Raw genomic sequence first — 26,122 nt, 5'->3', positions numbered from 1 at the left:
GGATTATTTTTAATGTTGACAAAACGTTCTAGAAAGTTACCAACTATTATGCTTGCAAGTGTCATGTCAATAGGTTTGCTATTGTCAGGCTGCGGGTCAAGCAACAACACGGCCAAGACTGATCCATCAGCAACGCCTGCCGGTACGGCACCAGCGAGTACGCCTGAAGCACAGAAGGGTGAGAAAGTGGATGGCGGAGAAATTATAACTGCCTACCTTGCAGAGCCTCAGGGATTTATCCGTTTCTGGGCGACGACTACAACATCAAGTGAATCAATTGATTTGGTGTTCAGCACTTTGTACAAATTTAACGAAAAACAAGAGATTGTACCAGATTTAGCAGATGGTCAGCCAACATTTTCAGACGATAAAATGGAAATGACAATCAAAATTCGTACCGATGCTAAGTTCTCAGATGGTCAGCCGGTAACTGCAGATGATGTTGTATTCACATATAACATTCCGCTTAGCGAAGATTATAAAGGTCCTCGTAAAGGAACTTTTACGTCTGTAGATAAGGTTGAGAAGGTAGATGATGCTACAATCAAGTTTACTTTCAAAGAGCTGAATGCTGGATACATCGATATGATGCCTTATAACATATTGCCGCAGCATTTATTGAAAGATACGCCAATTAAAGATATGGACAAGTCCGAATTTTTCAAAAATCCAATCGGTTCTGGTCCTTATAAGCTAACGGAATGGAAGGCGGGGCAATACCTGACCTATACACGTAATGAAAATTACTATAATGGTAAACCTGCAATTGAAAAAATTACGACTAAAATTATGGCAAATGCCAATGCAATGATGGCACAATTGCAGACAGGTGAACTGAACTTTGTAGCGGTACCACCAGATAATCTTTCTGTTATTGAGCAGTATGCCCAAACAAGCGGTAATATTAAACTGCAAAAAGGTATTAGCTCTAGCTCATACAGTTTCGTTGGTTGGAACTTGAATAACCCGTTATTCCAGGACAAGAAGGTTCGTCAGGCGTTAACGATGCTAATCGATCGCCAAGCTATTGTTGATAATGTTGCAGAAGGACAAGGTAAAATTGTAAACAGCGAGACGCCTCCATCTTACTGGCACTATACAGATGATGTGCCTAAATTTGAGTATAACGTTGAGAAAGCCAAGGAATTGCTTGCAGAAGCTGGATGGAAACCGGGTGCCGATGGAATCATGGTTAAAGACGGCAAGAAATTTGAATTCGAGATGCAGAATATCCAAGGTAACGTAATCCGTGAGAAAGCGATGACAGTTATTCAACAACAACTGAAAAAAGCTGGAATTATCGTAAATACTCGTCTATTTGAAGGCTCTGCTTTCACTAAAAACTTCCAGGGTAAAAATTTCGAAGCGATTTACTACGCTTGGAGTATCTCCGGTGACCCGAATCCAAAAGGTATTTGGCATTCAAGTGAAATCGAAGGCGGTTTGAACACAGTATCATATAGTAATCCAGAGGTTGATAAGTTGATTGACGAGGATTTGAAATCATTTGACATGGCTAAGCGTAAAGAATTATTAAATAAAGTTGATGCATTAATCGCAGAAGACCAGCCGTATACATTCTTGTATTCTCCAACGACTACACTAGCATATCCTGCTAAATTAGAAGGATATAACCCGAATAGAGATTCTCTTAAAGAGGTCGAGAAATGGTACTTCACTAAGTAAGACAAAGTATTAAAGAAAGAAGTGAAATTCGGTGGGCAAATATGTACTACGACGATTACTTAACGCCATCCCGATTCTGATCGGCATCACGATCATATCGTTCACCATTATTCATATGGCTCCGGGAGGGCCACTATCAGCCATTGCCGAAGATCCGACTATTAAGGCTATCGATAAGGAAAATTTAATTGCGTCCTACGGTCTTGATAAACCTCTTCCGGTTCAATACTGGGATTGGTTGACAGGAATGCTGCAAGGGGATTTTGGTACTTCCTATCTGAAGAACGAACCTGTGACCAAAGTAATTTTGGAACGTCTTCCGAATACGTTACTTTTCACTATCTCGAGCTTTGTTGTATCCTTATTGATAGCAATTCCACTCGGCATTATATGCGCGATCAAGGCGAACTCTCGCCTTGATCGGATAGTTTCGGGATTTAGCTTTGTAGGCATGTCGATACCTGGATTCTGGCTAGGGCTGATGCTTATTATGTTTATTGCCGTCAAGCTAGGCTGGCTTCCTTCAGGCGGAATGCAAACTATCAACGCAGAGTTCAGCTTATGGGATCGCATTGAGCACTTGATTATGCCGGTGTTTACATTAGCGTTGGCTGAGGCAGCGGTCTGGACGCGCTATATTCGCTCCAGCATGCTGGAGGTAATCCACCAGGATTATATGCGAACAGCCAAAGCTAAGGGATTAAGTGGAAGTCGGGTGCTTAATGTGCATGGCATGCGGAATGCATTGATGCCAATTGCGACATTACTCGGTTTGGCTATTCCTGGTTTATTTGCCGGTTCATTAATTTTGGAAGCTATTTTTACTCTTCCAGGAATGGGCCGACTATTCACAGAAGCTGCTTTCCAGAGAGATTACCCTGTATTGTTCGCGATTACAACGATGGGAGCTTTCTTGACGGTTGCAGGGAGCATTATATCGGATGTCTTGTATGCTATTCTTGATCCGAGGGTCAGCTTAAGTAAATCGGAAGTGAAGGGGTGAGACGATGAACGTAGTTATTTCGCAGAACAATCCAGTCATAGAAAAGCCTAAGAATCGTTCATGGGAACGATTTAAACGGAATAAGCTGGCGATGATCAGTCTCATCATTCTAATCGCGCTCATTATACTTTCGGTGTTAGCTCCTCTTATTGCTCCTTATGATCCAGCAGAACAGGATTTGCTGAGTCGGCTTCAGGCGCCAAGCTGGGAACATTGGTTTGGAACGGACGATCTGGGACGCGACTTGTTCAGTCGGGTGCTTTACGGTGGACAAGTATCACTTGCAGTGAGTATTATTTCTGTTGTGTTCACCGTGATAATTGGAATAACGGTAGGATCGCTTGCTGGTTATTACGGCGGTAAGGTAGATAGCATATTGATGCGTTTCGTCGATGTCATGCTTGCTTTTCCGACAATTTTCATGCTGATTACCGTGGTTACGCTCTTAAAACCCAGTCTGATGAATATTATTATCGTACTGATTGCTTTTGGGTGGATGGGTAAAGCCAGACTTCTCAGGGGGCAAATATTGTCCGTGAAGAATCGTGAGTTTGTAGATGCAGCTCGCACAATCGGAATGTCCGATTTCCGAATCATCTTCCGTCATATTTTGCCTAACTCACTGTCTCCTATTCTGGTATCAGCAACCCTGCAGATGGGTTCGATGATTCTTACAGAATCGAGCTTAAGCTTTCTAGGTCTGGGTATTCAGCCGCCAACGGCTAGCTGGGGCAACATACTTCAAGGTGCTCAGAGCTTAAAGATCATGATGGAGGCTCCTTGGGTACCATTCATGCCAGGCTTTATGATTTTCTTGACTATTATGTGCTTCAATTTCGTTGGTGACGGACTGCGAAGTGCGTTTGATTCTCGCTAGAACGCGATATTCATAAGGAACACTTTGTGGAATTTGGGTGGTAACGCGAGTTTAACTCGTCCCTTAATGGGACGGGTTTTTTTGTTTTATCGAAAATATATGGAAGTACAAATTCCCTTTTAATATAAAAACTTGAGGACCTGCCCCGTTGGCAAGGTCCTCCATTTTGTCTTTCTATAATAAACCGAGCAATCGCTCGTTTTGCAGCAGATGATGCCGATAATGCATTTCAATTAATGTGAACCATTCAATCGCGTTTAGACCTCCAAATCTCGGATGGGCAACAAGGTTAGTTGCTGGAATTGCGGCGATCGTTGGTTCAATCTCCTGCATTCGATTCAATACCTGCTGAAAGCCTAGGACAAGCTGTTCTTTACTCGTTGGCTGACCGGGTGTGTACGCAGGAGAAGGCGGGACAGCAACGCGGATCGGAGGGAAGCTGCCTAGCGCGAAGATCGATTCTCCAGCTTCACTTTTACCCTCGATGATCGGCTGGCTTCTATCCGTCTGCAGTTCACGGCAAAGTTCAATGTTCCTAATCTGCATATGTAATGCGGAATTAATGAGGTGGACATACATTTGACCTAAAGACCAATCTGTCTCATCTGTCTTATAAGTGAGCTGTTCCATCGTAAGCTGATCTAGCTGATTTAGGTAGAATTGAGCTGTCTCCTCTAATTTGTGCAGTGTTTGGTTCGTATCGATATTCATTGTTCAAGCTCCCTTCAGGTAATAACTCAACTATATAACATCGCTACTGACAGCATTATGTCAGTAGCGATTTAATAATTGTACAGCTTGATTCCGAATGAGCTGAATGAGCGAGTCAGGTCCAAGCACAGTGGCATTTGCTCCAAAGCCAAGTACCCAGGAAAGCACTTCTTCAACCCGTCTCACACGTAAGGTGACGAGCACCCCATTCTCATGATGAACGATAGATTCCGTATAATAATAGGATTTAATCTGCCATTCTTCAGCTGCTTCAGGCTTGATCAGAATTTGCACGGCAGTGTCTCGGTTATCGACAGGTTTGTAGGCGTGTAGACGAAAATCAGCAGGACGGGAGAATGAGTCCTCAAGTACGATGAGCTCAGACATCCGATTCAAGCGAAAGTGGCGGATATGCTGTCGAAGATGACAGTAGGCAATCAGTCCCCATGCATGATTCACATAAACAAGCGCATACGGATCAACCGTTCGATCACTATGGCGGTTGCCTTCTAACTCCGTTATTCCCTTCGTATAATGAAAACGCACCCTGCGTTCATCGATGACAGCACTTCGTAATGCAGCAAGAATATCGCCGTGCAACTCATGATCCACTGCTGCTTGGGTCGTGATCATGCGAAGACTCTGGCGAACTCGTTCGACTTTAGCCTTGATCGCTTTGGGCAGAATGACTTCGATTTTATCTTTAGCTGTCCTAGCCTTGGAGCGGTATAAGGCATCGAACTGCTGCTCAACGAAATCGAGCCCTAGGAGCACAGTTGAAGCTTCTTCTACCGTTAAACTTATGGGCGGCAAGAAATAACCTGCTGCAAGTGAGTAGCCTTGACCAGGTGCTCCAATAATGGGGACACGGGCTTCGCTTAACGCCTGCATATCCCGATAAATTGTTCTCGTGCTCGTTTCGAATGTAGCTGCCAAATCCTCGGCACGCTGCGTTCCTTTGTGCTGTAGCTCGAGAATGATTGCAAGCAATCGATCCGTTCTGTTCAACTTGATCCACCTCCTAGTAATGTGATGAAGGAATGTAGTACCAAAATCTCTTTTCAAAAACAACTGAACAAGATATAGTTAATAAGGGGAATTTATTACCAATTAATTGCAAATCGTTCGTAACCAGAACTGCTTAACCAAGGGATGGAGGAGCACAATTGAATAAAGTCATTGAGGTTTCCAATTTGCGCAAGTCATATGGCACTGTTGAAGCGGTTAAAGGCATCGATTTTTATGTGAATGAAGGTACCCTTTTTGCCTTTCTTGGCCCTAACGGTGCAGGGAAGTCGACGACCATCGATATCATTTGTACACTATTACAGCCAAATAGCGGCAAAGTGCTGATAAACGGTCTTGAGCTTGGTAGGGATGATGATCGAATCCGTTCCGCCATCGGCGTTGTTTTTCAAGATAGCGTGCTTGATCCTTTGCTAACGGTCAAAGAGAATTTAATGACAAGGGGCAAGTTCTATGGAATGTCATCTACCAAGCTGAAACAAGCGATTGATGAAGCAGCACATGCAGCAGATGTGATGGATTTTCTCAATCGTCCCTACGGGAAATTATCAGGTGGTCAGCGCAGAAGAGCTGATATTGCTCGTGCTTTGGTGAATACACCTAAGATTCTGTTTCTGGATGAACCTACTACTGGTCTCGACCCACAGACAAGAAGAAGCGTATGGCAGACGATTCAGAAATTGCAAAAGGATAAAGGAATGACCGTATTCCTCACTACTCATTATATGGAAGAAGCTGCGAATGCTGACTATGTAACGGTGATTGATCATGGATTAATTGCAGCACAAGGCACGCCGAGCGAGCTCAAGGAGCGATATAGTACGGATTATTTGAAGCTGACAGCTATTGATCCTGATCAGCTCACACAAGTATTAGATGCTTCACTTACCCAGTATACCATGGCGCAAGGCGCCCATTTGATCAAATTAACTTCCACGATGGATGCGATTCCATTGCTGAATACATATGAGAATTACATTAGTGGATTTGAGGTTGTTCGCGGTACGATGGATGACGTATTCATCACGATTACAGGATCGGAGGTGAGGGAAGATGTGGAACATCGCACAGCGTAATCTGAAAATATATTTTCGTGATCGGTCGGCTGTCTTCTTTTCTTTGTTAGCGGTGTTTATCATTATTGGGTTATATGTATTATTTCTTGGAGATAATCTGGCAAACAGTCTAAAAGATGCAGGTGAGTATGCTAAGCCGTTAGTGAACAACTGGATCGTAGCTGGCTTACTGGCGGTTACCTCCATTACGACAACTATGGGCGCATTTGGCATCATGGTGGAGGACAGAGCGAAGAAGATGCTGAAGGACTTCGCAGCCTCCCCAATTAAGCGCTCTTCTTTAGCTGGGGGATATATTCTTAGCTCTGTGTTCATTGGGATTATCATCAGTATCGTAGCCCTGATTCTCATCGAAACGTATGTGGTTGTCGATGGCGGGCAGCTATTAACACTGCTAAAGCTGCTACAAGTACTGGGTATAATCGTGCTATCAGTAATTTCAGGTACGGCGTTGGTGTTCTTCTTAGTTACCTTTTTTAGAAGTCAAAATGCCTTTGCCACCGCAAGTACCGTCATTGGAACTTTGATCGGTTTCATTACAGGGATCTATATTCCGATTGGATCTCTACCTGATGCAGTACAATTCGTTATCAAAGTTTTTCCTGTCTCACATGCTGCAGTATTGTTCAGACAAGTTTTTATGGAACAATCGATGGCAGATGCATTTGCTAACGCGCCAGCGGAAGTAAGCAAGTCATTCCAAGAGACGATGGGTGTGACCTATTCGTTTGGTGACTTCACAGTTAGCCCGCTCATGAGTATATTGGTGCTCCTAGCGACAACAGTAATTTTCTATCTACTTGCCATTCTTAATCTTTCTCGCAAAAATAAATAAAAAACGAAGAAGGCAGTCTGCAAAATAGCGGACTGCCTTCATGATTATAGCGAAACAACTTGTTTTTGCTTTTGTTTAAAATACACCCAATGCTTGAAGCCGATCTCGAGAAGACGTTTGCGAACGAGCTCGAATTCATCAGATACACGGCTTGGAACATGTGCGTCGGAACCAAAGGTAACATCAACGCCGTAATGCAACGCCATTTCAAGCATGCTGTCTGATGGATACCAGCCGCCGACATCTTTCGTTTTGCCAGACGTATTAATTTCAATTGCAAGCTGATTCTCGGCGATAACCTTAAGCGTTTCTTCGACTTTAGGTGTAGGAAGATCACTGAACGCAGGGTAGTAAGCTTTCATCGCATCGATATGACCGAGAATTTGAAACATGCCGCTGCGTGCGGATTGTTGAATAAGATCGTAATATTCCTCTTTATGCTCAATCTGCTGCTCTCTGTTCAGACGTTTCCAGCGATTCTTGTTGAATATGCTGACGCCGCCAGATTGATGAACAGAACCGATAATATAATCAAAAGGATAATTCTTATATACATTTGCATAAATGTCAGCATGCTGAGGGAAGAAGTCGGATTCGACACCAAGCAGAACATCAATGCGTCCTTCGTATTCTTTTTTGAGATTCAGCACTTCATTTACATAGTCATCAAATTGGCTTTTCGCCATCGTAATTTTTGGAAAAGGCTGATCTTCATCTGACGCAAAGTAAGGAGAATGATCGGAAATGCCAATCACATCTAATCCAGACTGAATAGCTGCTTCAATATAATCACGAATTTGGCCATCTGCATGACCGCAACGTTCATGGTGTGTGTGTAAATCAAATTTCATATCATGAATGCCTCCTGTACGTATTACATTCGTTCCTATAGCCAGACTCTATTCGGTGCCGATAAACTGCGTTTCGGGCATGCCTTTCAAATCTCGCAGGAATTGCTGCATGGCAGAATTGACATATCGTCCTGACTTATACATCAGACCAACGGGATGCGTAATGTCAAATTCATCTACCTTAATACAAGCTAGTGTGCCTGTACGAAGCTCTTTGGATGCAGACAGCTTAGAGATAATTGAAGCTCCGAGGTTAAGTTCAACCATCCGTTTGACCTCCTCAGAACTGGACACCTCCATTACGACATTCGGAACTAAGCCATAGGATTTGAAAACTTGCTCAACGAATCGTCTTGCGGCTGTCTCAGGCGTTAATAAGATAAAAGGGACATTCCTTAAATTTTCGACAGATAAATGACTGTATTTGCTAAGTGGATGCGCATGGGAAACGATTAATTCAAATGTATCATAATAAAGGGGTGACATTTCCAAATTGGGGTTTTTATCGAACAGATAACCGATACCGATATCAATAGAACCATTTTCAACAGCCGCCATAATCTGTGAGGAGTTCATCGAGTGGATCGCTGTTTTGATGTTCGGATATTCCTCTTGGAAGTAGGATAGGATTCTAGGCAAAATCTGCATAGCAATAGAAGTTGTCGTTCCAATCTGGATGTGACCTTGCGGAATTTGGCTCATATCGGCAAGTTTCTGCTTCAATTCATCGACAGTGCCTAATATTTTCTCTGCATGCTCAAGGAATAACTTACCGCTGTCAGTAAGCGTAACTGGCTGATTGCGATCGATAAGCATGGTTCCAAATTCGTCTTCGAGGCTTTTGATTTGGGCAGAAACAGCGGGCTGGGTCAAGTTAAGCATCTCGCCTGCTTTTCTGAAGCTCATCGTTCTTGAGATCGTTAATAACGTTTCTAATTGGTTTATGTTCACGATCAAGCCCCCTCCAATATTATAGATAAATTTTATCGAAAATATGATCGGTATAATTAAAGTTTCTCATAACCATTATATGACATCATCTATAAGGTGGGCAATGCCCAAACAGAAGATTTCAAATTAATTTGTGGGTTGAATCAATTTCATAACTGATCTAAAAATGATAATTGAAACTATATATAGACCGAGTAAACCGTTCGGATCTATATATACTCTTGATTGAAGCAGCTAAAGGTATTATGAAATTGATTCGATTGACATCGCCTTGTGGAGCAGCTCATCCAGCCCATGGCAGACGAGGTCAGGCTGCACGCCTGCTGCTTCGGCGTGCTCACGCCAATTGCTCACTGTGGCAAGGCCAGTGAGCATCAGCGCGGTGCGGCAGCCTGCGGCCGCACCGCCGCCAATATCGGTGACACAGTTGTCACCGACGACTAAGGTGCGGTCTGCGGCCGCACCGAGACGAGCCATCGCATATCGCATGATGATAGGCGATGGCTTGCCAATCACGACTGGCTGCACGCCAGTCGCGCGTTCTATGGCTGCGGCGATCGAGCCTGCGCCTGGCAGGAACCCGCCATCTGATGGCAGCAGATGGTCTGGATTCGTGATGATCGACTTGGCGCCAGCTCGAATATGTCTGACCGCTGCGGTCAGCTTCTCATAATCGAACTTGCGGTCGATCCCCTGTATCACCACATCAGGGGCTTCATCAACAAGCTCGAAGCCTCTATCTTTTAGTGCTTCACGTAAGCCTGTTTCACCGATGACGAACACACGTTTGCCTTGTTGCTCCTCGTCCCAATATTGAGCGGCAGCTTGTGCTGAGGTAAAAACATCTGTTTCCTCAGCGGGTATTCCCATTCCTTGCATATGCCTGGCTACCTCTGCTGCTGTACGTGTAGAATTGTTCGTCATAAGCAAGAAAGGCAATTTGCGTTCTCTTAGCTGTTGAATAAATAGATCCGCGCCAGGAATCATCTCAGTACCGCGAAATAATGTACCGTCCAAATCAATGATGAATGCTTGCATGTTAAGTTCAATCCTTCCGAGTTAACTAGCCTCTGTTGTTGGAACGGGCAAGAGAATCTGCACCTCTGTACCCTTATGTAGCTGACTATCAAAACTAATAGTTCCGCCGTGCGATTCGATAATTTTATAGGAGACCATCAGACCAAGGCCTGTCCCTCTTTCTTTTGTAGAATAGAAGGGCTCGCCAAGCTGCTCCAATCGATCCGGAGCAATTCCGCACCCGTTATCTTTAATGGATATTTTGATTTTATGATGTTCGATAAGATACTCGAGGTGAATGACAATTTCTCCACCGTTAGAGATCGATTCAATCGCGTTCTTCATGACATTAATGAATACCTGCTTGAGCTGATGGGCGTCACATAGAATAGAGGGGATTTGCTGCGATTTGATACTCATTGTAACACGAATTGAGCCTATATATGCTTGCAGCTTTAGCAGTTCAATTGTATCTGCGAGAATATCTTCTATTTGATTGGCTTTGAAAACAGTTGTTTGAGGTTTAGCGATAAACAGAAACTCATTCACGATGGATTCGATGCGTAAAAGCTCGCGTTCCATAATCGAAACATAGTGATGCTCTTTAAAATTGGTTTTGGGAAATAGCTGGAGGAACCCTTTAAGCGCTGTCAATGGGTTGCGTATTTCATGAGCGACTCCTGCGGCAAGCTGGCCAGCCGCAGCTAATCGATCCGATTTACGCAGCAGCTCCTCTTGTTCCTTGTAGTCGGTAATGTCTTTGAACGTACAGACGATCCCCGTTTGGTTGCCATTGCCTTGAAGAATGGGCGAGACAGCTAGTATTGCAGGGAAGGAGGAACGATCCTTGCGAATCAAGGTCATCTGATTAAAGTTCAGATTATGCCCTTCAAACAAATTACACTGAATTTCTCTGCATATGATCAATTTTGAAGTGTCGTCTGAACTGATTGAGCATGCTTGGCAGTGACCGATCTTTTCCATAAGCGGATATCCGAGCGCTTCGTCGCTCGACCATCCTAGCATGTTCTCTGCAGCGCGATTCCAGAAGCTGATCGTTCCATTCTCATTTACCCCCACAATGCCCTCAGTAACGGAGTTTAATAGCAGCTGATAGTGCTTATGCAAGCGTTCAATTTCTTTTTTGTTCTTATTAATCTCCGTGATATCCTTACATAGAATGTAGATCCCGACAATCTTATCGTTCGCTTTCATTGGGATAAACGTCATATGCACCTCAATCAGGTCTCCCTGTTGATGCTGTAAATTCATTTCAAGACTCCAAGAATTGCCGCGCATAGCCTCCATATAATAATAAGACAAGTATTCTTGCTGCAGGGGATCAAAGAAATGATTCCATTGCTTGTTCTCGTAGTGCTCAAGCTTATAGCCAAAGAACCTCTCATATTGCTGATTTAGATTGATCACTTTACCTTTTAAATTTACGGTAATAATGGCATCCACATGACAATCATACAGGGAGCGGTATTTCTCTTCACTGACCGTAATTTTATTCAAGGAATAAATTGCCACAACAAGAATGATGACGACGAAAATGACTAATTCTAGGCGAACTTCAGTGTCTGGATTGCGTAATGTATCGGATAAAAAATATAGCAGCATGATGTAGATCGTACAAGCCATTACAAATAATGCAGCTTTGGCATTAAGCACCCATTTAAGAATTAGATAATAGAGGCTGCGCATAGACTGTTTAAGCTCCTTCTGAGTAGGATTTACAGTAAATGTGTCGAAATTAGGGATAGACTACACCTATTTTATCAGTAATTATTTGTATTTGATAGAATAATCTGAATATTATTGGAGGGAAATAAAGTGCTGGAACCAAAGCCAAGATCGCGTATGAGGCTAATTATCGGTACACTCTTTTTTAGACTACAAAGAAGGATGAACTGGTATTGGGGCAAACAAAAGTATGCACGAACACGAAATCAGCAGTTGTTGCCTTATGAAGCTGTCGTACATCAAACTCCACTAAGAAGAGAACTGCAGTCCGTCGACATGTGGCTTCAAGATAATAAAGTGATTAACTTGCGTATTGCAGTTGCCAAATTAAATCGAATCATCATTCGGCCAGGGGAAACATTCTCTTACTGGAGACTGATAGGCAAACCTACGCGGTCCCAAGGATATGTGGATGGGATGATTCTTAGCCAAGGTAAGGTTACCGTAGGAACAGGCGGAGGCTTATGCCAGTTATCTAATTTAATTTATTGGATGACATTGCATACGCCACTATCTGTCACTGAGCGCCATCGACATAGTTATGATGTGTTCCCTGACTCGGGAAGAACGCAGCCATTCGGGTCTGGGGCGACGTGTTATTACAATTATGTGGATCTGCAAATAACAAACGATACGGATGCGGTCTACCAGCTTGATCTTGCAGTAACGGATCATCAGCTAGTAGGGTCCTGGCGAGTTTCAGAGGAATCCAGGTATCAGTACCAAATATATGAGCGCAAGCATTGGTTTACGCAGGAGTATTGGGGTGGGTATGTCCGTCATAACGAAATTGGTCGCAGGACGATGACTCTGGAAGGCGATATATTGCATGACGAGCTTCTTACTGAGAATCATGCCCTTATGATGTATGAGCCTTATCTACCAGAGGCAAGCGGTAATGGATAGTAGAGAGATAAAAAAAGATGAACTACACCTGTTGTGGGAGTTCATCTTAGAGTTTGCCTCATCTGGACAGATTCTCCAGGCACTAGCTTGACATAGATACGTTCTGGTTCAACCTTTGATCCTGCAATTAGCTTCAGCAATTGATCGGAAGCAGCAGCCCCCCATTTATGCTTGGAATAATCGATTGTTGCAAGTGTTGGCTGCGTATATTGGGTTAGTTCAATGTTATCGAATCCAATTAAATGAATATGTTCCCCAATTCGCAGGTCGGTTTTGGCAACAGCATTATAAATGCCGATTGCCATCTCATCATTCAGGCAGAACACGGCTACAGGCTCTTTATATTCATTAATAATCTGCTCTGCAGCTTTCTCTCCTGACGATTTAATAAAACTCCCTTGGATCTCAATGAATTCAATGGGTTCATTGCGTTCTATCGTTTGAATAACAGCTTGAAGACGCTGATTGGCATCAAACGAATCCTTGGGTCCTTTAACTACGTAGATTTTGCGATGTCCGTTCTCTATTAAGTATTCAATGGCGAGAGTAGCTCCTGCTTTGTTATCGAGTAGTACCTGACTGATATTGGGATGATGGAGCTCGCGATCAAGAACGACTAATTTATGCCCTCTTTCGGCGTATTTAAGCAATTCCTCGTTCTGAAAATGGGAATCGAGCACAATCGCGCCATCAATCATCTTCTCGGGTAATAGCCGATGAGAAGGGGTTCCGCTGCATACAATTAAGTCATAGCCATTCTTATTTAACACTTCTTTCATACCTTGTAGGAGGTCACCATAGAAAGCGCCAAAATAATCTGTCAAAAAAGCTCCGATTAATTTCGTCTCTCGCTTTTTCAGGTTTCTTGCTGCTGCATTAGGAACATAGTTTAATTCTTTAGCTATTGCTAAAATTCTGGAAGAAGTTTCAGCAGTAACTTTGGGGTTCCCATTCAGTGCATAGGATACTGTTGAAATTGAAACTCCAGCTTCCTTGGCGATATCTTTAATACTTACCACAACATTCTCTCCATTCAATGACTCAATCTTAAATCTCATTCTACTATAGCAATGGCGATCTCGAAAGATCGCCATTGAAATTATCTAATAGCAGTTTTCAGCGATGATACATTTTACTTCATATTAAAGTTGAATAAGCAGCTCGTTGCTTTCAAGATTCATCAAACGGCAAAGCTCTTGTTCTTCAATACGAATTCCGCCCTGACGGTATGGATTCGGAACAGGAATGAATTTCGTTTCATATCCATTGATGGTTACGCCTTGAATAGGCTGTCCAGTAATTCGGTAAATGAAGCGTACTTTCTGACCGTTTAACTCATAATCAAATTGCATGCCATCACAGGTTTGCGGAAGTACTGGATCCAGGATCAGATCCTGCCCCTCATGTCTAATACCAAGACAATTTGAAATCAATTGGTTCAAGTAGATTCCAGGGCCGCTGGAATAAATTCTCCATCCACCTTTGACCGCAACTTTCCCTGTTCGAAGCTCATCAAATCGTTCTTGTGCTTCGTAACGTGTATTGAATTTACCATCCGAGCTGCTGAAGTAAGCATTGCTTTGTCTTAGCTCAGCATTAGGGACAATCGACTGAATGCCGACAGGGTTAATCATTTCTAAACCTTTCCAGGTTTCTTCGGACTTTCCTAGCTTCGCCATCGCTTCAACGAAACGAATATGAGCATGAACGTATTGAAGTCCGACCTCACGACCGAAGTTGGAGGCTTGCTCAGCACGTTTGAAATGTGTGCTTACCCCTCCGACATATTTAGCTGGCTTATTCATTAAGCGAACACCATCTGGACAATAAAGCTCTTTCTTAATGAGCTCATAATGAGCGTCAGCCTGCTCCTTTGTCAGCAGTTCAGCAATCATACTGCGAGTCATAGGCAGTAATCGATATTGAATACCTGTCGTAGTATCCGTCGGATGCAGCATGTATTCAGCTTTGCCTGGCTCCTCCATGTAGACAAATCCAGGGATAACATCGGTTTGCAGCATATATTGATTGAAATCCTTTTGGATGCCTGCAGCAAGCTCTTGCAATTCAGTGGACAATGCCGAATCTTTTTCCGCAAGTACACTTGATAGTTGACTCAAGGTCTGATAGGTTAGGGCAACCGTCCAGCTACTGATCATGTATTGTTTTAATTGCGCATTGGCTGGCTGCAGGGTATCATCCCAGTCTCCATCGCCGTACGCTGAAAGATGTGTATCGTGCAAGAAATGATTCTTAATATATGCAATCTCTTTTTTTGCATGGTCAGCTAAAGAGTACTTGGCATCTGTAAACTCAGCCGTATGACGATTCGTATAAGGAAGCAGTTCTTCCAAAATACTGTAGTCATGCGTATTGTGCAGGTAATCACCCAATACTTTAAGTGGCCATACAATGATATCGCCATGACTTTCTTCTTGTTGAATCTTGTAATATTGATCGAACATAAACCATTGCGGCCAATTGCCATCATCCTCGTATTGGTGGCTATAGACTTGTTTAAGAATATCGCGTACCCGATCATACTTTTGCATTGCCATGAAATACTCTGTAGGACCTTGGCATACATCACGAGTCCCCCAAGCAGCGCCGCCATATTGTTCAAGTCCATGAGGGACAGAGTAGTGTACGAGCATGTTGTGAGTGTACCACCAGGCAATCGCATTTACTTTTTGCAGATTGTCAGAAGTACCTTCTGCAATTGATAGATGGAAGCCGTTCATGACTTTACGGTAGTATTCACGATAACGTTCAATTTCGTTCTCAGCATTTGCATGAAGGATCGGTGACTGCTCGTTATGAAGTGCACCTCGAACTGTCATACTCCATTCCTTGCATGCGTTCAGCTTAAGAACGACGAGAGAAGCTGAGCCTGCTGCAATTCCTGAGACTAATGCAGTTTCATCTTGAATCGCAAGCTCAGTTCCGAACACTTTCATGCGGTAGTTCAGTTCAGGTAGGACGGAGGCACTATCCGATTCCGCATCTGCGCGGAATGTGAGCACATCAGCTTCTTGGTTCATATGGAAAGGAACCAAATATTCATTATTGTTCATGGATACTTGATTAGTCACCATGAATGTATACGCTTTGCCGCTAGTTGATCGAACTTGAAGATGAACCTCAGGTGTATCCACGGTTGTGAAGTTTGTGATGATCAGCATGTCATCTTGCATTTTGTAATACCAGCGAGCATAGTTAAAGCCCATTTCGAACATGGAAGGCATCGTTAATAGACGATATTCACCACTTTGCTCGATATAGATGCGCTGTCCAGATGTTTTCATCACATTAAGAGCATTACGCGCATTGGTCAGCATTTTATTAGAAGAGGTGTTCCCGAGTACAAGCTGTGAATTAAAAATTCCATACATATAGGATGTAGTTGTAAGGATCTGATCGTTCAATCGATCGTTATTCCCAGTCATGAGAATATGACCATGCGGACGTTCGATCAGCAGCTCCTTGGCTTTAAGCACGACATGCTCATACGTGTCGGTAAAAAAGGAGAGAAGCTCCTCTCCTTGCCATTCTTCTTGCTCGCGGTTAGGGAAGAGATTCTTCACTTCTTCAATCGTCATAGACTCGGTTAGTAAAGGTGTTCCAATTGCGGAAGCAAACGATGCCTTGTGAACAGGCTGAGCAGCTTCCATTGCTTGTATTTTCGATGCTTGTGCCCAAGCCTGCTTAAGCTCATTGCTGAATTCAAGCTCGGTAATCGCATGAGGATGGTTCGGACGATATAAGCCATAGAAGACAAATTGAGATGAACCATCTAATCGAACACGCTCAGATTGCAATGCCGTATAGGCAAATTCGTACTGATAGACTTCGTTCGCTAGGCTCGCTTGTGTCAGAACAGCTGCTTGATCGCTTTCCTTATACGATAGCCCGAAGAATTGATAGCCATCTGTGGAATATCCAGCTGCTTTTGTTAATGAGCCTTGCTGAATATAAGGAAATTCACCTTGCTGCGGTTGATTTTGACGAGAACATACAACATAACCAAGAGCCGTATCCTCAAAAACTGTGTGATCAATATATTGAGAGAGGTAAGCTTCATTGGTGCGAACTACACCTTTGTCAGCGATTCCAAGATCCTGTCCATAAATCACGTCAATTTCCTGTCCTCGTCCTTCAACTTTAACATCCCAGAACCAGATATGCTGATCGGTTAAGGTGAAGGTGACTTGATACTTTAGCTCACGTGCAGTACCTGTCCAAATGATTTGAGAATCTGAATGACTCATCTTACTAGTAGAATGAATCCCTATCATTGGAATCGCTTCAATGCCGTTTGCCGTATGGAGTCGCAGATATAGATTATTTAGCGAGCCGTCAACTGGATTGGCTACCCATTGATTGATCATACGGTTAAGAACGGTAATTTCACGAATATCGCCACTCGGCATAAAAGTAAACGTCATTTCGTTTGAGGAAAGCTGATAATTGTTGCTAGAAGTATTGGACATATGAATCACTCACTTTCCTTAGTTAGTGTAAATTTCAGTTCTTGGACTTCTATGCTGCTTGTTCCTACATATGCGATAAAGTCACCTGGATCGCTTGTATATTGCAAGTCATGATGATGATATCTAAGCTGCTTTTCAGTTAATTCAAATGTGATTTCTTGGCTTTCGCCTGGTGCAAGTGTTATTTTGCGGAAGTCTTTTAGTTCTTTCACAGGGCGAACTACATCACCGACGAGGTCACGTACGTAGAGCTGAACGATTTCTTCACCTGCCATGCTGCCAGTATTCGTTACCCGCACTTGGATAGTTAAAGGCTTGTTAACTGACATTGTGCCTGATGAAATTCGAGCTTCGCTGTAATCGAAGGTTGTATAGCTTAGACCATAGCCAAATGGGAATAACGGCTCATTCGGAATGTCTAAATATTGAGAGACATAACGCACTTGTGCATCAGGTGCACCTTGTGGTCTGCCTGTACGATAATGATTATAGTAAACAGGAATTTGTCCTGTAACATAAGGGAATGACATCGTAAGCTTAGCGGAAGGATTGCGTTTGCCATACAGCAGCTCAGCGATTGCGATGCCGCCTTCCGTTCCTGGATACCACGCTTCAAGCACAGCGTCGACTTGATCGTAAACACCATGTAAATCAAGGGGACGTCCATTGAACAGAACAGCTACCATAGGCTTGCCCAATGGTTTAAGCTTCGCTATGAGCTCCAATTGAATTCGTGGAAGCTGAATATCCGCTCTGCATCCTGCCTCACCGCTCATTAAAGAATCTTCGCCAAGCGCGAGCACAATGACATCAGCATTCTTTGCAGCAGCTACAGCGGCTTCTAGTTCAGCTTCTGTACCAGTCTCGATTCCGCATCCTTGACTTATACGGATATTTTCCGGATCGCTAACAGTGATCATACCGTCAAATAATTGAACAGCTTCTTCTTTTGAACCTTGCCATGACCAAGGCCCAAGAATATCTCCATTCTGAGCGAAAGGACCAATCAAAGCGATCTTCTGCTCTGCTTTTAAAGGCAGAACGGAATCATTCTTAAGCAGAACACAGGATTTCGCTGCTGCATCTCGCACTGCTGCCCGGTGTAAATCTGACATAATAATGAGTTGCTCTTGCTCTACACTTGCGCCACGAGTTGGATTGTCAAATAATCCAAGCGTCTGCTTGAGCTTCAAGATTCTAAGCACAGCTTCATCAATTTGCGCTTCATGAATATGTTCTTCTTCTATAAGCTGCTTAAGATGATGCACATAGGCTGATGTCATCATTTCGATATCAATACCGGCTTGCATCGCTTTATAAGCCGCTTCTTTCAAATCTGCTGCCACACCATGTGGAATTAACTCCTTGACTGCTCCCCAATCGGAAATTAGCACGCCGTCAAATCCCCATTCTTCTCGAAGCAGCCCTTTTAATAACCGCTTGTTGCCTGTAGCAGGAATGCCATCCACCGTGTTAAAAGCAGCCATCACCATTTGACATCCTTCATCTAATGCTGCTTTATAAGCAGGCAAATACATCTCACGCAACTGCCATGCCGACATATCGACCGTGTTGTAGTCACGTCCGCCTTCTGCAGCACCATAAGCCGCAAAATGTTTGACACACGCAGCAACACGTGAATGATCATTCGTTAGATCCTTGCCTTGAAATCCGCGAACAAAGGCTCTTGCGTACTGACTGTTCAGATAAGGATCTTCACCTGTTGATTCCATTACTCTGCCCCAGCGAGGATCTCGAACGAGATCAACCATTGGCGCATAAGTAACATGTACCCCAGCAGCGGAAGCTTCAGCAGCAGCAATCTCAGCGCTTTTCTCCGCTAATTCCATATCCCATGAGCAGCTCAGACCCAGTGTAATGGGGAAAATTGTTCTATAACCATGAATAATATCCGCCATGACGAGCAGCGGGATTCCTAGACGATTCTTTTTTAAATGTGCCTCTTGAACTTGGATAACTTCTTTGGCACCGGATAAACCTAGTACAGAGCCTGAATTATGAATCATATCATCTGTGATTCCCATAGCTTCCATCGGACCTGTAATTTGACCTTCACTCTCAGCACCTTCATAAAAAGGAGTTGAAAGCTGCATGAGCTGACTGATTTTCTCATCCAAGGTCATCTGCCTTATCAATGAAATTAAGTTGGATTCATTCATATGCTATCCTCCATGATGAATGGGAGTATCCCAATTATTATTTGTAATAAATTCAACGAACTATGTTGATCGAAACGTTTCAAATTTGAACAAATTCATTATAAACAGCTTTTTTTATGTCGTCAATAAAGCATTATAAACCATTATAAGCAAAATCGAAACGTTTAAATTTTTTATAAAAAACTATTGAATGCGATTTCATAATATTATATAATGACTATCGAAACGTTTAGATTTTATAATTTCACACGGATATGATCCGGATGATAAAACGGTTACGCTTTTATCAAAACGTTTCTCTAATAGTTTTTTTGTTATATTGTTTGATTAAGGGGAAGTCATTCTGATGTTAGGAGGGCTGAAGGGTCTTGGCATAATGAATTCATAATTCATGTTTAGATTGATCAAGATATAACAAATAATTAGCAATTGATATGAACTAGAATCTGTTAGGAGGCATTTAAACATGCGTAAAACATTAGCAATTGGTTTGGCATCATCTTTACTTCTTACTGGCGTATTAGCAGGTTGTTCTTCAAATAATAATGCGGAGTCTCCTGCACCTGAGGGAAGCCCGGCAGCAGGCAAAAAAGTTACAATTAATGTATGGGGAATGGGAGAGGAAGCTAAGTCCCTACCACAAATGGCTGAGTTGTTCGAACAAGAGAATCCGGATATCAAAGTAAATGTACAAGCTCTGCCATGGGATACAGCTCATGATAAACTATTAACTGCAGTTGCATCCAAAAAAGGTCCGGACGTTGTTCAAATGGGAACAACTTGGATTCCTGAGTTTGCAAATGCTAAAGCACTTAAAGATTTGACTCCATACTTAGAAAATTTCCCTGAAATTAAAAAAGAGAATTTCTATGATGGATCCATTCAAACAGGTACTTATGAGGATGCCTATGTAGGTGTGCCTTGGTATATTGATACTCGCGTCTTGTACTATCGTACAGATATTTTAAAAGAGATTGGCTATAATGAGCCGCCTAAAACTTGGGATGAAATGTTGGCTGTATCCAAGAAGCTAGCTGAACGCGGCAACAATAAGTATGGCTATGCCCTTGATGTGAAAGAACAATCCCTAGGATTTATGTTCGCTCGTCAAAATGGTGCAGAGCTGTTCGACGCAGACGGTAAGCCACAATTCAACCAACCTAAATTTGTTGAAGCTGTTGAGTACATGGCTCAGTTCTTTAAGGATAAATCCGCTCCAGTCGATATCGGTATGGATGCCGTTCAAGCGTTCCGTGGAGATGGCGTAGCTCCTATGTTTATTAGTGGTCCTTGGATGATTAATCTAATTAACGATCAAGCACCTGAATTGAAAGACAAATGGGCAACAGCTGTACTTCCGCAAGGTAAGGAGAATAACTTCTCATCACTAGGCGGTTCTAACTTGTCCGTATTTGAATACACAGAGAATGCTGATGCAGCCGTTAAGTTCGTTTCATTCATGAGCAAGCCTGAAACCCAAATCAAGTGGATGGAGCTTACAAACTCACTTCCAGCAGCTAAGACTGCATGGGAGGATGATAAATTGAAATCCGATGCTAACTATACAGTGATTGGCGAGCAATTGAAAACAGCTGTTCCAATGCCGCTTATTAAGCCATTTGAAGAAATCGCTCAAAACTTCTTAAGCAGTTTCGAGCGCGTATATCGCAGCAATGCTGATGTTCAGAAAGAAATGGATGATTTCAACAAAAAAGCAGAAGAGATTTTGAAGAAATAATAAGAAGATTAAAGCTAACCGACTTTACCTAGTCGGTTAGCTATCATTAGTATGATAGTCTTCTAAAACGGAGAAACGTTTCTTCTTGTTGTCGTTGCTTTTACCTTGAACTATAAGGAAGTGAATGTCTCGATATGAAAGGCTTGACGACCTCTAAAGCGCCTTACTTTTTTATTGCACCTGCCATCATTTTGCTTGTTATTTTTTCAGTTCTGCCTATTTTTATTGCTCTGATTATTAGCTTTACCAATATGGATTTAGCCGGGCTAGCAAATTACTCGAATGTAGAGTTTGTCGGATTCAAGAATTACTTGAACGTTTTAGCGGATCCTGTATTTTTAAAATCGATCTTTAATACGTTGTTCTATGTTGTTATTGGTGTTCCTCTCGTCGTACTTATTTCCATGAGTATTGCGGTTCTTATTAATCTTGGTACTTCCAAGTTCTTTAAAGTATTTCGTGTTGTATATTATCTTCCGTCTGTAACGAACGTTGTAGCGGTGGCTGTTGTATGGGCGTTCTTGTATAACCCATCTTTTGGTTTATTCAACTATTTATTGGATCTTATAAATTTGCCAGCGGTACCATGGCTGACAGAGCCGACAATTGCGAAAATTTCATTAATCCTTCTCGCATTATGGAGAGCGATTGGTTTAAATATGATTATTTTCATCGCTGCTCTGCAAGGGATTCCGAAGTCTTTGTATGAGGCAGCACAGTTGGATGGAGCGACAACCTGGCAGCAAATCGTCAAAATTACGGTTCCGATGCTGCGCTTTGCGATCTTCTTCGTATCCATTACGACGATGATCGGATGGCTGCAATTTTTCGAAGAACCATTCATTATGACGAAGGGCGGACCGCTCGATGGAACGATGTCAGTTGCTCTTTTCATTTATAAGAATGGTTTCCAATTAAGTAATTTCGGGTATGCTGCAGCAGGCTCTTTCGTATTGTTTATTGCGATTATTGCAGTCACACTAATTCAATATCGTATGCAGAACAAAGAGTCTGATTATTAAAGAATGGGGGTAAAGTCGTGAAATCTGCTGCTGTGAACACACGTCATAAAGCACCGAACAAAGATCGACTGTTTCAGTGGATAGCAGGAATTATTCTAACGTTGGGAGGCATTATTTTCGTTATTCCCTTTGTCTGGATGATTTTCTCTTCACTTAAGACTGAAAATGAAATTATCCTCATTCCACCGACTCTGTTCCCGAATGAGGTTACGTTTGAGAACTTTAAGAATTTGTTTACCAACATGAATTTCTCCGTATACTTAAAAAATACATTGATCATTGTTTTCTTCTCATTCATTGGGATGTTCTTGAATGCGATGGCAGGCTATGGTTTTGCTAAATTCAAATTCAAAGGCAGTAACAATCTATTCATCATGGTGCTCGCAACGATGATGATTCCAGGACAAGTTACCATGATTCCTGTTTATTTGATTCTGAACAAAATGGGATTAACGAATACGATGATCGGTATCGTGCTGCCAGCTCTAGTAGGCGCATTCGGGATATTTTTGTTTAGGCAATTTATGTCGACGATTCCGAATGAATTGCTCGAAGCGACTCGAATTGATGGAGCAGGTGAGTTTAGGATTTTCAATCAAGTTGCTCTACCTATATCCAAGCCGATTATTGCGGTACAAGGCATTCTTACATTTATTGCAGGCTGGAACAGCTTCTTGTGGCCGCTCATTATTGCAAGTGACGAGAAGTATTATACGCTCTCCGTTGGATTGTCTTTGTTAAAAGGCCAGTATGGTGGTCAGAATGCACTGCAAATGGCTGGTGCTGCATTCATGGTTATACCCGTTATCGTCGTGTTTATCGTCTTTCAGAAGAGTATTATCGAGAATTACAGCACTTCAGGAATTAAATAATCGAATATGAGAAAGCCTTGAGTGAGCAGTATGGCACGCTCGAGGCTTTTTTAGCAGTCTTAAGAAACACGTTGGTTCATAAAGAAGCCGTTTTTTCTTGCTGTATAAAGTCGATTTTACCGTTACTGTATATTAGAAAATCGTCATAATAGGTATACTTCTTGCATTTTTTTAGATATAATGTAGAAATAAATAAACATATTCCTGCATCCTGTAATTAAGGGGTAAACTAATGAAAGCAGAGTTAATTAATCCATTTCTAGAATCAGCACGATTTGTCATTGAACAGGTTGCTAACGTTAAGCCTACAACTGGACAATTAAGTGTTAAGAATATAGGCTTGCTTGATCAATACATTTGGATCCAAATCGGTATGACAGGGCAATTAGAGGGTGATATCGTATTTGGATTGGAAGAAGCTGCAGCACTTAAAGTTGTATCTGCTATGATGGGTGGATTTATCCTGCAGGAAATGAATGAAATTGTACATAGTGCCATCTCTGAGCTTAGCAACATGATTTCGGGTAATGCGACTACATTGCTCTATAATCAAGGGGTGAAAGTGGATATTACGCCGCCTAAGCTGATGGAATCTTTACAGCGTAACTCCATTGACGGCAAACGTGCGCTAACGATCCCACTCCTCATGGATGGAATAGGGGAGCTTAACATTCAGGTTATTATTTCTTAACATATTACAAAATAGAGAAAAGTTATGGGGCGGCTTACGGGTCGTCTATTTTTTTTAGTGATAGAATGTTCTTCTTGAAATGGAGGGTACTGACATTGGACTTGCGCAATAAAATTGTCGTCATCACGGGTGGAACAAGCGGTATTGGAGCTGAAATGGCAAGACAGTTCGTTAAAGAAGGTGCAATTCCCGTTATTACAGGCAGATCGCTTGAACGTCTGCAGGTAATGGCAGAAGAGTTTGGTGATTCAATCGGAATTTATGCTTTTGATGTAAGGGATGAAGCATCAACTCAGCAGGCGCTAGAACAAATTGAACAAAAGTATGAAACGATTGACATTCTGATCAATAATGCAGGTTTTGGAGTGTTCGAGACGTTCGTCGATACGCCTGTTGATCGTTTTATGGATATGATGGACGTAAACTACATGGGGATCGTTCGTTGTACCAAGCAGGTTCTGCCGGGCATGCTCAAACGTGGGCAAGGCCATATCGTGAACATTGCTTCAATTGCAGGTAAAATGGGGACGGCTAAATCAACGGGCTACTCCGCTTCTAAGCATGCTGTACTTGGACTGACGAATTCATTGCGACAAGAATTAACGGGTACAGGGGTAAAAGTAACGGCTATTAATCCTGGGCCGATTGATACGCCATTTTTTCATACAGCAGATCCTACAGGGAATTATGTGAAAAATGTGAAGTCATTTATGTTGAAGCCTGATAAAGTAGCGCAGGTTGTGATTAAAGCTATTAAACGTGGCAGTGCCGAACGTAATATACCGAATTTATTTGCTGTTGGTGTTATCATGTCACAGTTATTCCCGCGTACGTTCGAACGATTTGCCGCTCGTTTTTTGAACAAAAAATAACGGTTTACAGATCATTTGTCTGTAGTGAAGTGATCGCTTATAATGGGACGAAGATAATGAAGCATTCGTAGAGAAAAGAGGATCGTATTTTGACATCAACTAATGGATTTCGTGATTTAGGTATAGAAGATAGATGGTTGCAAGGATTAGATCAACTCAGGATTATGACGCCAACGAATATACAGGCGGAAGCGATTCCGGCCGTTCTTGCAGGCAAAGATGTCGTGGCTCAGTCACAGACGGGAACGGGGAAGACGCTTGCTTATCTGCTGCCGATGCTCCAGGCAATTGACCCTACGAGCAAGCATCTACAAGCATTGGTACTAGTCCCTACACGTGAGTTAGGGATGCAAATTCTCCAAGTAATTGATTCGCTAACGAAGGAAATACCGGCAGAACAGCGTGTTCGCTCACAGGCATTGATTGGGGGAGCGGCGCTGTCTCGTCAGGTAGAGAAGCTTAAGGAACATCCGCATATTGCAGTAGGGACACCGGGAAGAATTGTGGAACTGCTAGGTATGCGCAAGATAACCGTACATTATGTAAGTACGCTAGCCATTGATGAGGTCGATCAAGTATTGGCGCTTGGGTCTGCAAGTGATGTGGATCGTATTCTCAAAGGTATGCAGCGTGATCGGCAGCTCTTGTACTTCTCTGCAACAGTAACGGATGATGTGTATCAATCCGCTCAGCAGCGGATGCAAGATCCCGTTGAGGTTGCTATTAATCCTGAACAGCTAACTTCAGCGACAATTGGTCATCAATATTATGTGTGTGAGCAGCGGAATAAGTTAGATACGCTGCGGAGGCTTGTACATGTCATGAAGCCGAAGTCAGGCATTGTTTTTGTGAATGCGACCTCTGACATTCAAGATGTTGTATCGAAGCTGCAGCATATTGGCTTATCGGTAATGGGTCTGTCTGGAGATGCAGGCAAGGGGGAGCGCGCACAAGTCATGCAGGCTTTCCGGGAAGGCAAGTTTCAATTGCTGCTAGCTACAGATGTGGCAGCCCGTGGACTTGATATTGAAGGCATTACGCATATTTTCCATCTTGATCTGCCTGTTAATAATGAATACTATCTACATCGGGTCGGACGCACAGGACGAATGGGACGAAAAGGGATGGCGGTATCGATCGTTTCCCCGAAAGAAGTATGGATCGTTGAAAAAATTGCCAAGCAGCTTCACATCACCATTCAGCATAAGGAGATGTTCGGTGGGAAAATCGTTGAACCCGGTGAAGCTAGACATGAATATAAAGCAAAGCCATCCGCAGCGAACAGCAAATCCACTCCAGTAAGTAAGCAAAAGGCGAATTCCGCATCGATTGCAGGAGCAGCGCCAAAACCTGTGGGTGACAAGCAGAAGCCAATCGCATCAAAAGCCCAGCAAGCTGCAACACCTCGAAAAAAGAGCAATAAAGAGATCGAACGGGAACGCAAGAATAAGGGTGCGCCTAAATGGCTCAAAGCCAAGCGGGAAGAGAAGCAATAACTAGACAATAAAAACATAAACAAATTTTAACGAATCGAGGGATGAGGGCATCCCTCGATTTTTTTATCGGTTATAG

At 42.7% G+C, this 26,122-nt stretch carries 21 protein-coding genes; 12 read left to right on the top strand and 9 right to left on the bottom strand.

What is annotated here, in order from left to right:
* Nucleotides 1-12: 12 nt before the first annotated feature.
* Genes E0485_RS15625 through opp4C form a run of 3 tightly spaced genes read left to right on the top strand, consistent with a single transcriptional unit; the run spans nt 13 to nt 3,566 of the window.
* On the top strand, nt 13-1,686 hold the full coding sequence (locus tag E0485_RS15625) for a peptide-binding protein (protein WP_132418998.1): 1,674 nt from the start codon (nt 13-15) through the stop codon (nt 1,684-1,686).
* 31 nt (nt 1,687-1,717) lie between these two features.
* Nucleotides 1,718-2,689 (top strand): ABC transporter permease, encoded by a 972-nt coding sequence (locus tag E0485_RS15620; RefSeq protein WP_132418997.1) that lies wholly within the window; start codon nt 1,718-1,720, stop codon nt 2,687-2,689.
* Nucleotides 2,690-2,693: 4 nt separating this feature from the next.
* The gene (gene opp4C, locus E0485_RS15615; protein WP_132418996.1) at nt 2,694-3,566 is read left to right on the top strand and encodes an oligopeptide ABC transporter permease; all 873 of its coding nucleotides are present in this window, start codon (nt 2,694-2,696) and stop codon (nt 3,564-3,566) included.
* A 174-nt stretch (nt 3,567-3,740) separates the two neighbouring features.
* Here opp4C and E0485_RS15610 read toward each other — a convergent pair whose 3' ends face one another.
* Both E0485_RS15610 and E0485_RS15605 read right to left on the bottom strand, forming a co-directional pair.
* Complete coding sequence (locus E0485_RS15610) at nt 3,741-4,277, bottom strand: DinB family protein (protein WP_328591320.1); 537 nt, start codon at nt 4,275-4,277, stop codon at nt 3,741-3,743.
* Between the two features lie 60 nt (nt 4,278-4,337).
* Complete coding sequence (locus tag E0485_RS15605) at nt 4,338-5,285, bottom strand: helix-turn-helix transcriptional regulator (RefSeq protein WP_132418995.1); 948 nt, start codon at nt 5,283-5,285, stop codon at nt 4,338-4,340.
* A gap of 158 nt (nt 5,286-5,443) precedes the next feature.
* Between E0485_RS15605 and E0485_RS15600 the strand changes: the two genes are divergently transcribed.
* The gene (locus E0485_RS15600; RefSeq protein ID WP_132418994.1) at nt 5,444-6,379 is read left to right on the top strand and encodes an ABC transporter ATP-binding protein; all 936 of its coding nucleotides are present in this window, start codon (nt 5,444-5,446) and stop codon (nt 6,377-6,379) included.
* A complete protein-coding gene (locus E0485_RS15595) occupies nt 6,357-7,214 on the top strand; it encodes an ABC transporter permease (RefSeq protein WP_132418993.1) in 858 nt (285 codons plus the stop codon). Before E0485_RS15600 ends, E0485_RS15595 begins: the two co-directional genes overlap by 23 nt.
* Nucleotides 7,215-7,258: 44 nt before the next feature.
* On the opposite strand, the gene E0485_RS15590 is transcribed toward E0485_RS15595, so the two are convergent.
* The 4 genes from E0485_RS15590 to E0485_RS15575 all read right to left on the bottom strand — a co-directional run bounded on the left by E0485_RS15590 (nt 7,259) and on the right by E0485_RS15575 (nt 11,740).
* Nucleotides 7,259-8,065, bottom strand: a complete 807-nt coding sequence (locus tag E0485_RS15590; protein WP_132418992.1) for a histidinol-phosphatase — start codon at nt 8,063-8,065, stop codon at nt 7,259-7,261.
* 48 nt (nt 8,066-8,113) lie between these two features.
* Entirely contained in the window at nt 8,114-9,016 is a 903-nt protein-coding gene (locus E0485_RS15585) for a LysR family transcriptional regulator (protein ID WP_132418991.1), read from the bottom strand.
* Between the two features lie 243 nt (nt 9,017-9,259).
* Nucleotides 9,260-10,054: a TIGR01457 family HAD-type hydrolase gene (locus tag E0485_RS15580; protein ID WP_132418990.1), complete on the bottom strand. Its 795-nt coding sequence runs from the start codon at nt 10,052-10,054 to the stop codon at nt 9,260-9,262.
* 21 nt (nt 10,055-10,075) lie between these two features.
* Nucleotides 10,076-11,740, bottom strand: coding sequence for a PAS domain S-box protein (locus tag E0485_RS15575; protein WP_132418989.1), 1,665 nt, complete (start codon nt 11,738-11,740; stop codon nt 10,076-10,078).
* Nucleotides 11,741-11,896: 156 nt separating this feature from the next.
* On the opposite strand from E0485_RS15575, the gene E0485_RS15570 reads away from it, so the two are divergent.
* Nucleotides 11,897-12,685: a VanW family protein gene (locus tag E0485_RS15570; protein ID WP_132419101.1), complete on the top strand. Its 789-nt coding sequence runs from the start codon at nt 11,897-11,899 to the stop codon at nt 12,683-12,685.
* 41 nt (nt 12,686-12,726) lie between these two features.
* Here the strand turns inward: E0485_RS15570 and E0485_RS15565 are convergent, their stop codons facing one another.
* The 3 genes from E0485_RS15565 to E0485_RS15555 form a co-directional block, all read right to left on the bottom strand.
* On the bottom strand, nt 12,727-13,704 hold the full coding sequence (locus E0485_RS15565; RefSeq protein ID WP_132418988.1) for a LacI family DNA-binding transcriptional regulator: 978 nt from the start codon (nt 13,702-13,704) through the stop codon (nt 12,727-12,729).
* 123 nt (nt 13,705-13,827) lie between these two features.
* Complete coding sequence (locus E0485_RS15560) at nt 13,828-17,175, bottom strand: GH36-type glycosyl hydrolase domain-containing protein (protein ID WP_132418987.1); 3,348 nt, start codon at nt 17,173-17,175, stop codon at nt 13,828-13,830.
* A 5-nt stretch (nt 17,176-17,180) separates the two neighbouring features.
* Nucleotides 17,181-19,355: a glycoside hydrolase family 3 N-terminal domain-containing protein gene (locus tag E0485_RS15555; RefSeq protein WP_132418986.1), complete on the bottom strand. Its 2,175-nt coding sequence runs from the start codon at nt 19,353-19,355 to the stop codon at nt 17,181-17,183.
* 466 nt (nt 19,356-19,821) lie between these two features.
* Between E0485_RS15555 and E0485_RS15550 the strand changes: the two genes are divergently transcribed.
* From E0485_RS15550 to E0485_RS15525, 6 genes are all read left to right on the top strand, one after another.
* Nucleotides 19,822-21,093: a sugar ABC transporter substrate-binding protein gene (locus tag E0485_RS15550; RefSeq protein ID WP_132418985.1), complete on the top strand. Its 1,272-nt coding sequence runs from the start codon at nt 19,822-19,824 to the stop codon at nt 21,091-21,093.
* A gap of 134 nt (nt 21,094-21,227) precedes the next feature.
* Nucleotides 21,228-22,115, top strand: a complete 888-nt coding sequence (locus tag E0485_RS15545; RefSeq protein ID WP_132418984.1) for a carbohydrate ABC transporter permease — start codon at nt 21,228-21,230, stop codon at nt 22,113-22,115.
* 17 nt (nt 22,116-22,132) lie between these two features.
* The gene (locus E0485_RS15540) at nt 22,133-22,987 is read left to right on the top strand and encodes a carbohydrate ABC transporter permease (RefSeq protein ID WP_235857593.1); all 855 of its coding nucleotides are present in this window, start codon (nt 22,133-22,135) and stop codon (nt 22,985-22,987) included.
* A 232-nt stretch (nt 22,988-23,219) separates the two neighbouring features.
* Nucleotides 23,220-23,678, top strand: coding sequence for a chemotaxis protein CheX (locus E0485_RS15535; protein ID WP_132418983.1), 459 nt, complete (start codon nt 23,220-23,222; stop codon nt 23,676-23,678).
* 95 nt (nt 23,679-23,773) lie between these two features.
* The gene (locus E0485_RS15530; RefSeq protein ID WP_132418982.1) at nt 23,774-24,550 is read left to right on the top strand and encodes an SDR family NAD(P)-dependent oxidoreductase; all 777 of its coding nucleotides are present in this window, start codon (nt 23,774-23,776) and stop codon (nt 24,548-24,550) included.
* Nucleotides 24,551-24,639: 89 nt separating this feature from the next.
* Nucleotides 24,640-26,046, top strand: coding sequence for a DEAD/DEAH box helicase (locus tag E0485_RS15525; protein WP_235857592.1), 1,407 nt, complete (start codon nt 24,640-24,642; stop codon nt 26,044-26,046).
* Nucleotides 26,047-26,122: the final 76 nt, after the last annotated feature.

The organism is Paenibacillus albiflavus (assembly GCF_004344915.1).
Classification (GTDB): Bacteria; Bacillota; Bacilli; order Paenibacillales; family NBRC-103111; genus Paenibacillus_AM; species Paenibacillus_AM albiflavus.
The sequence above is the reverse complement of the archived record's forward strand: the minus strand, read 5'-3'. Positions and strand labels throughout refer to the sequence as shown.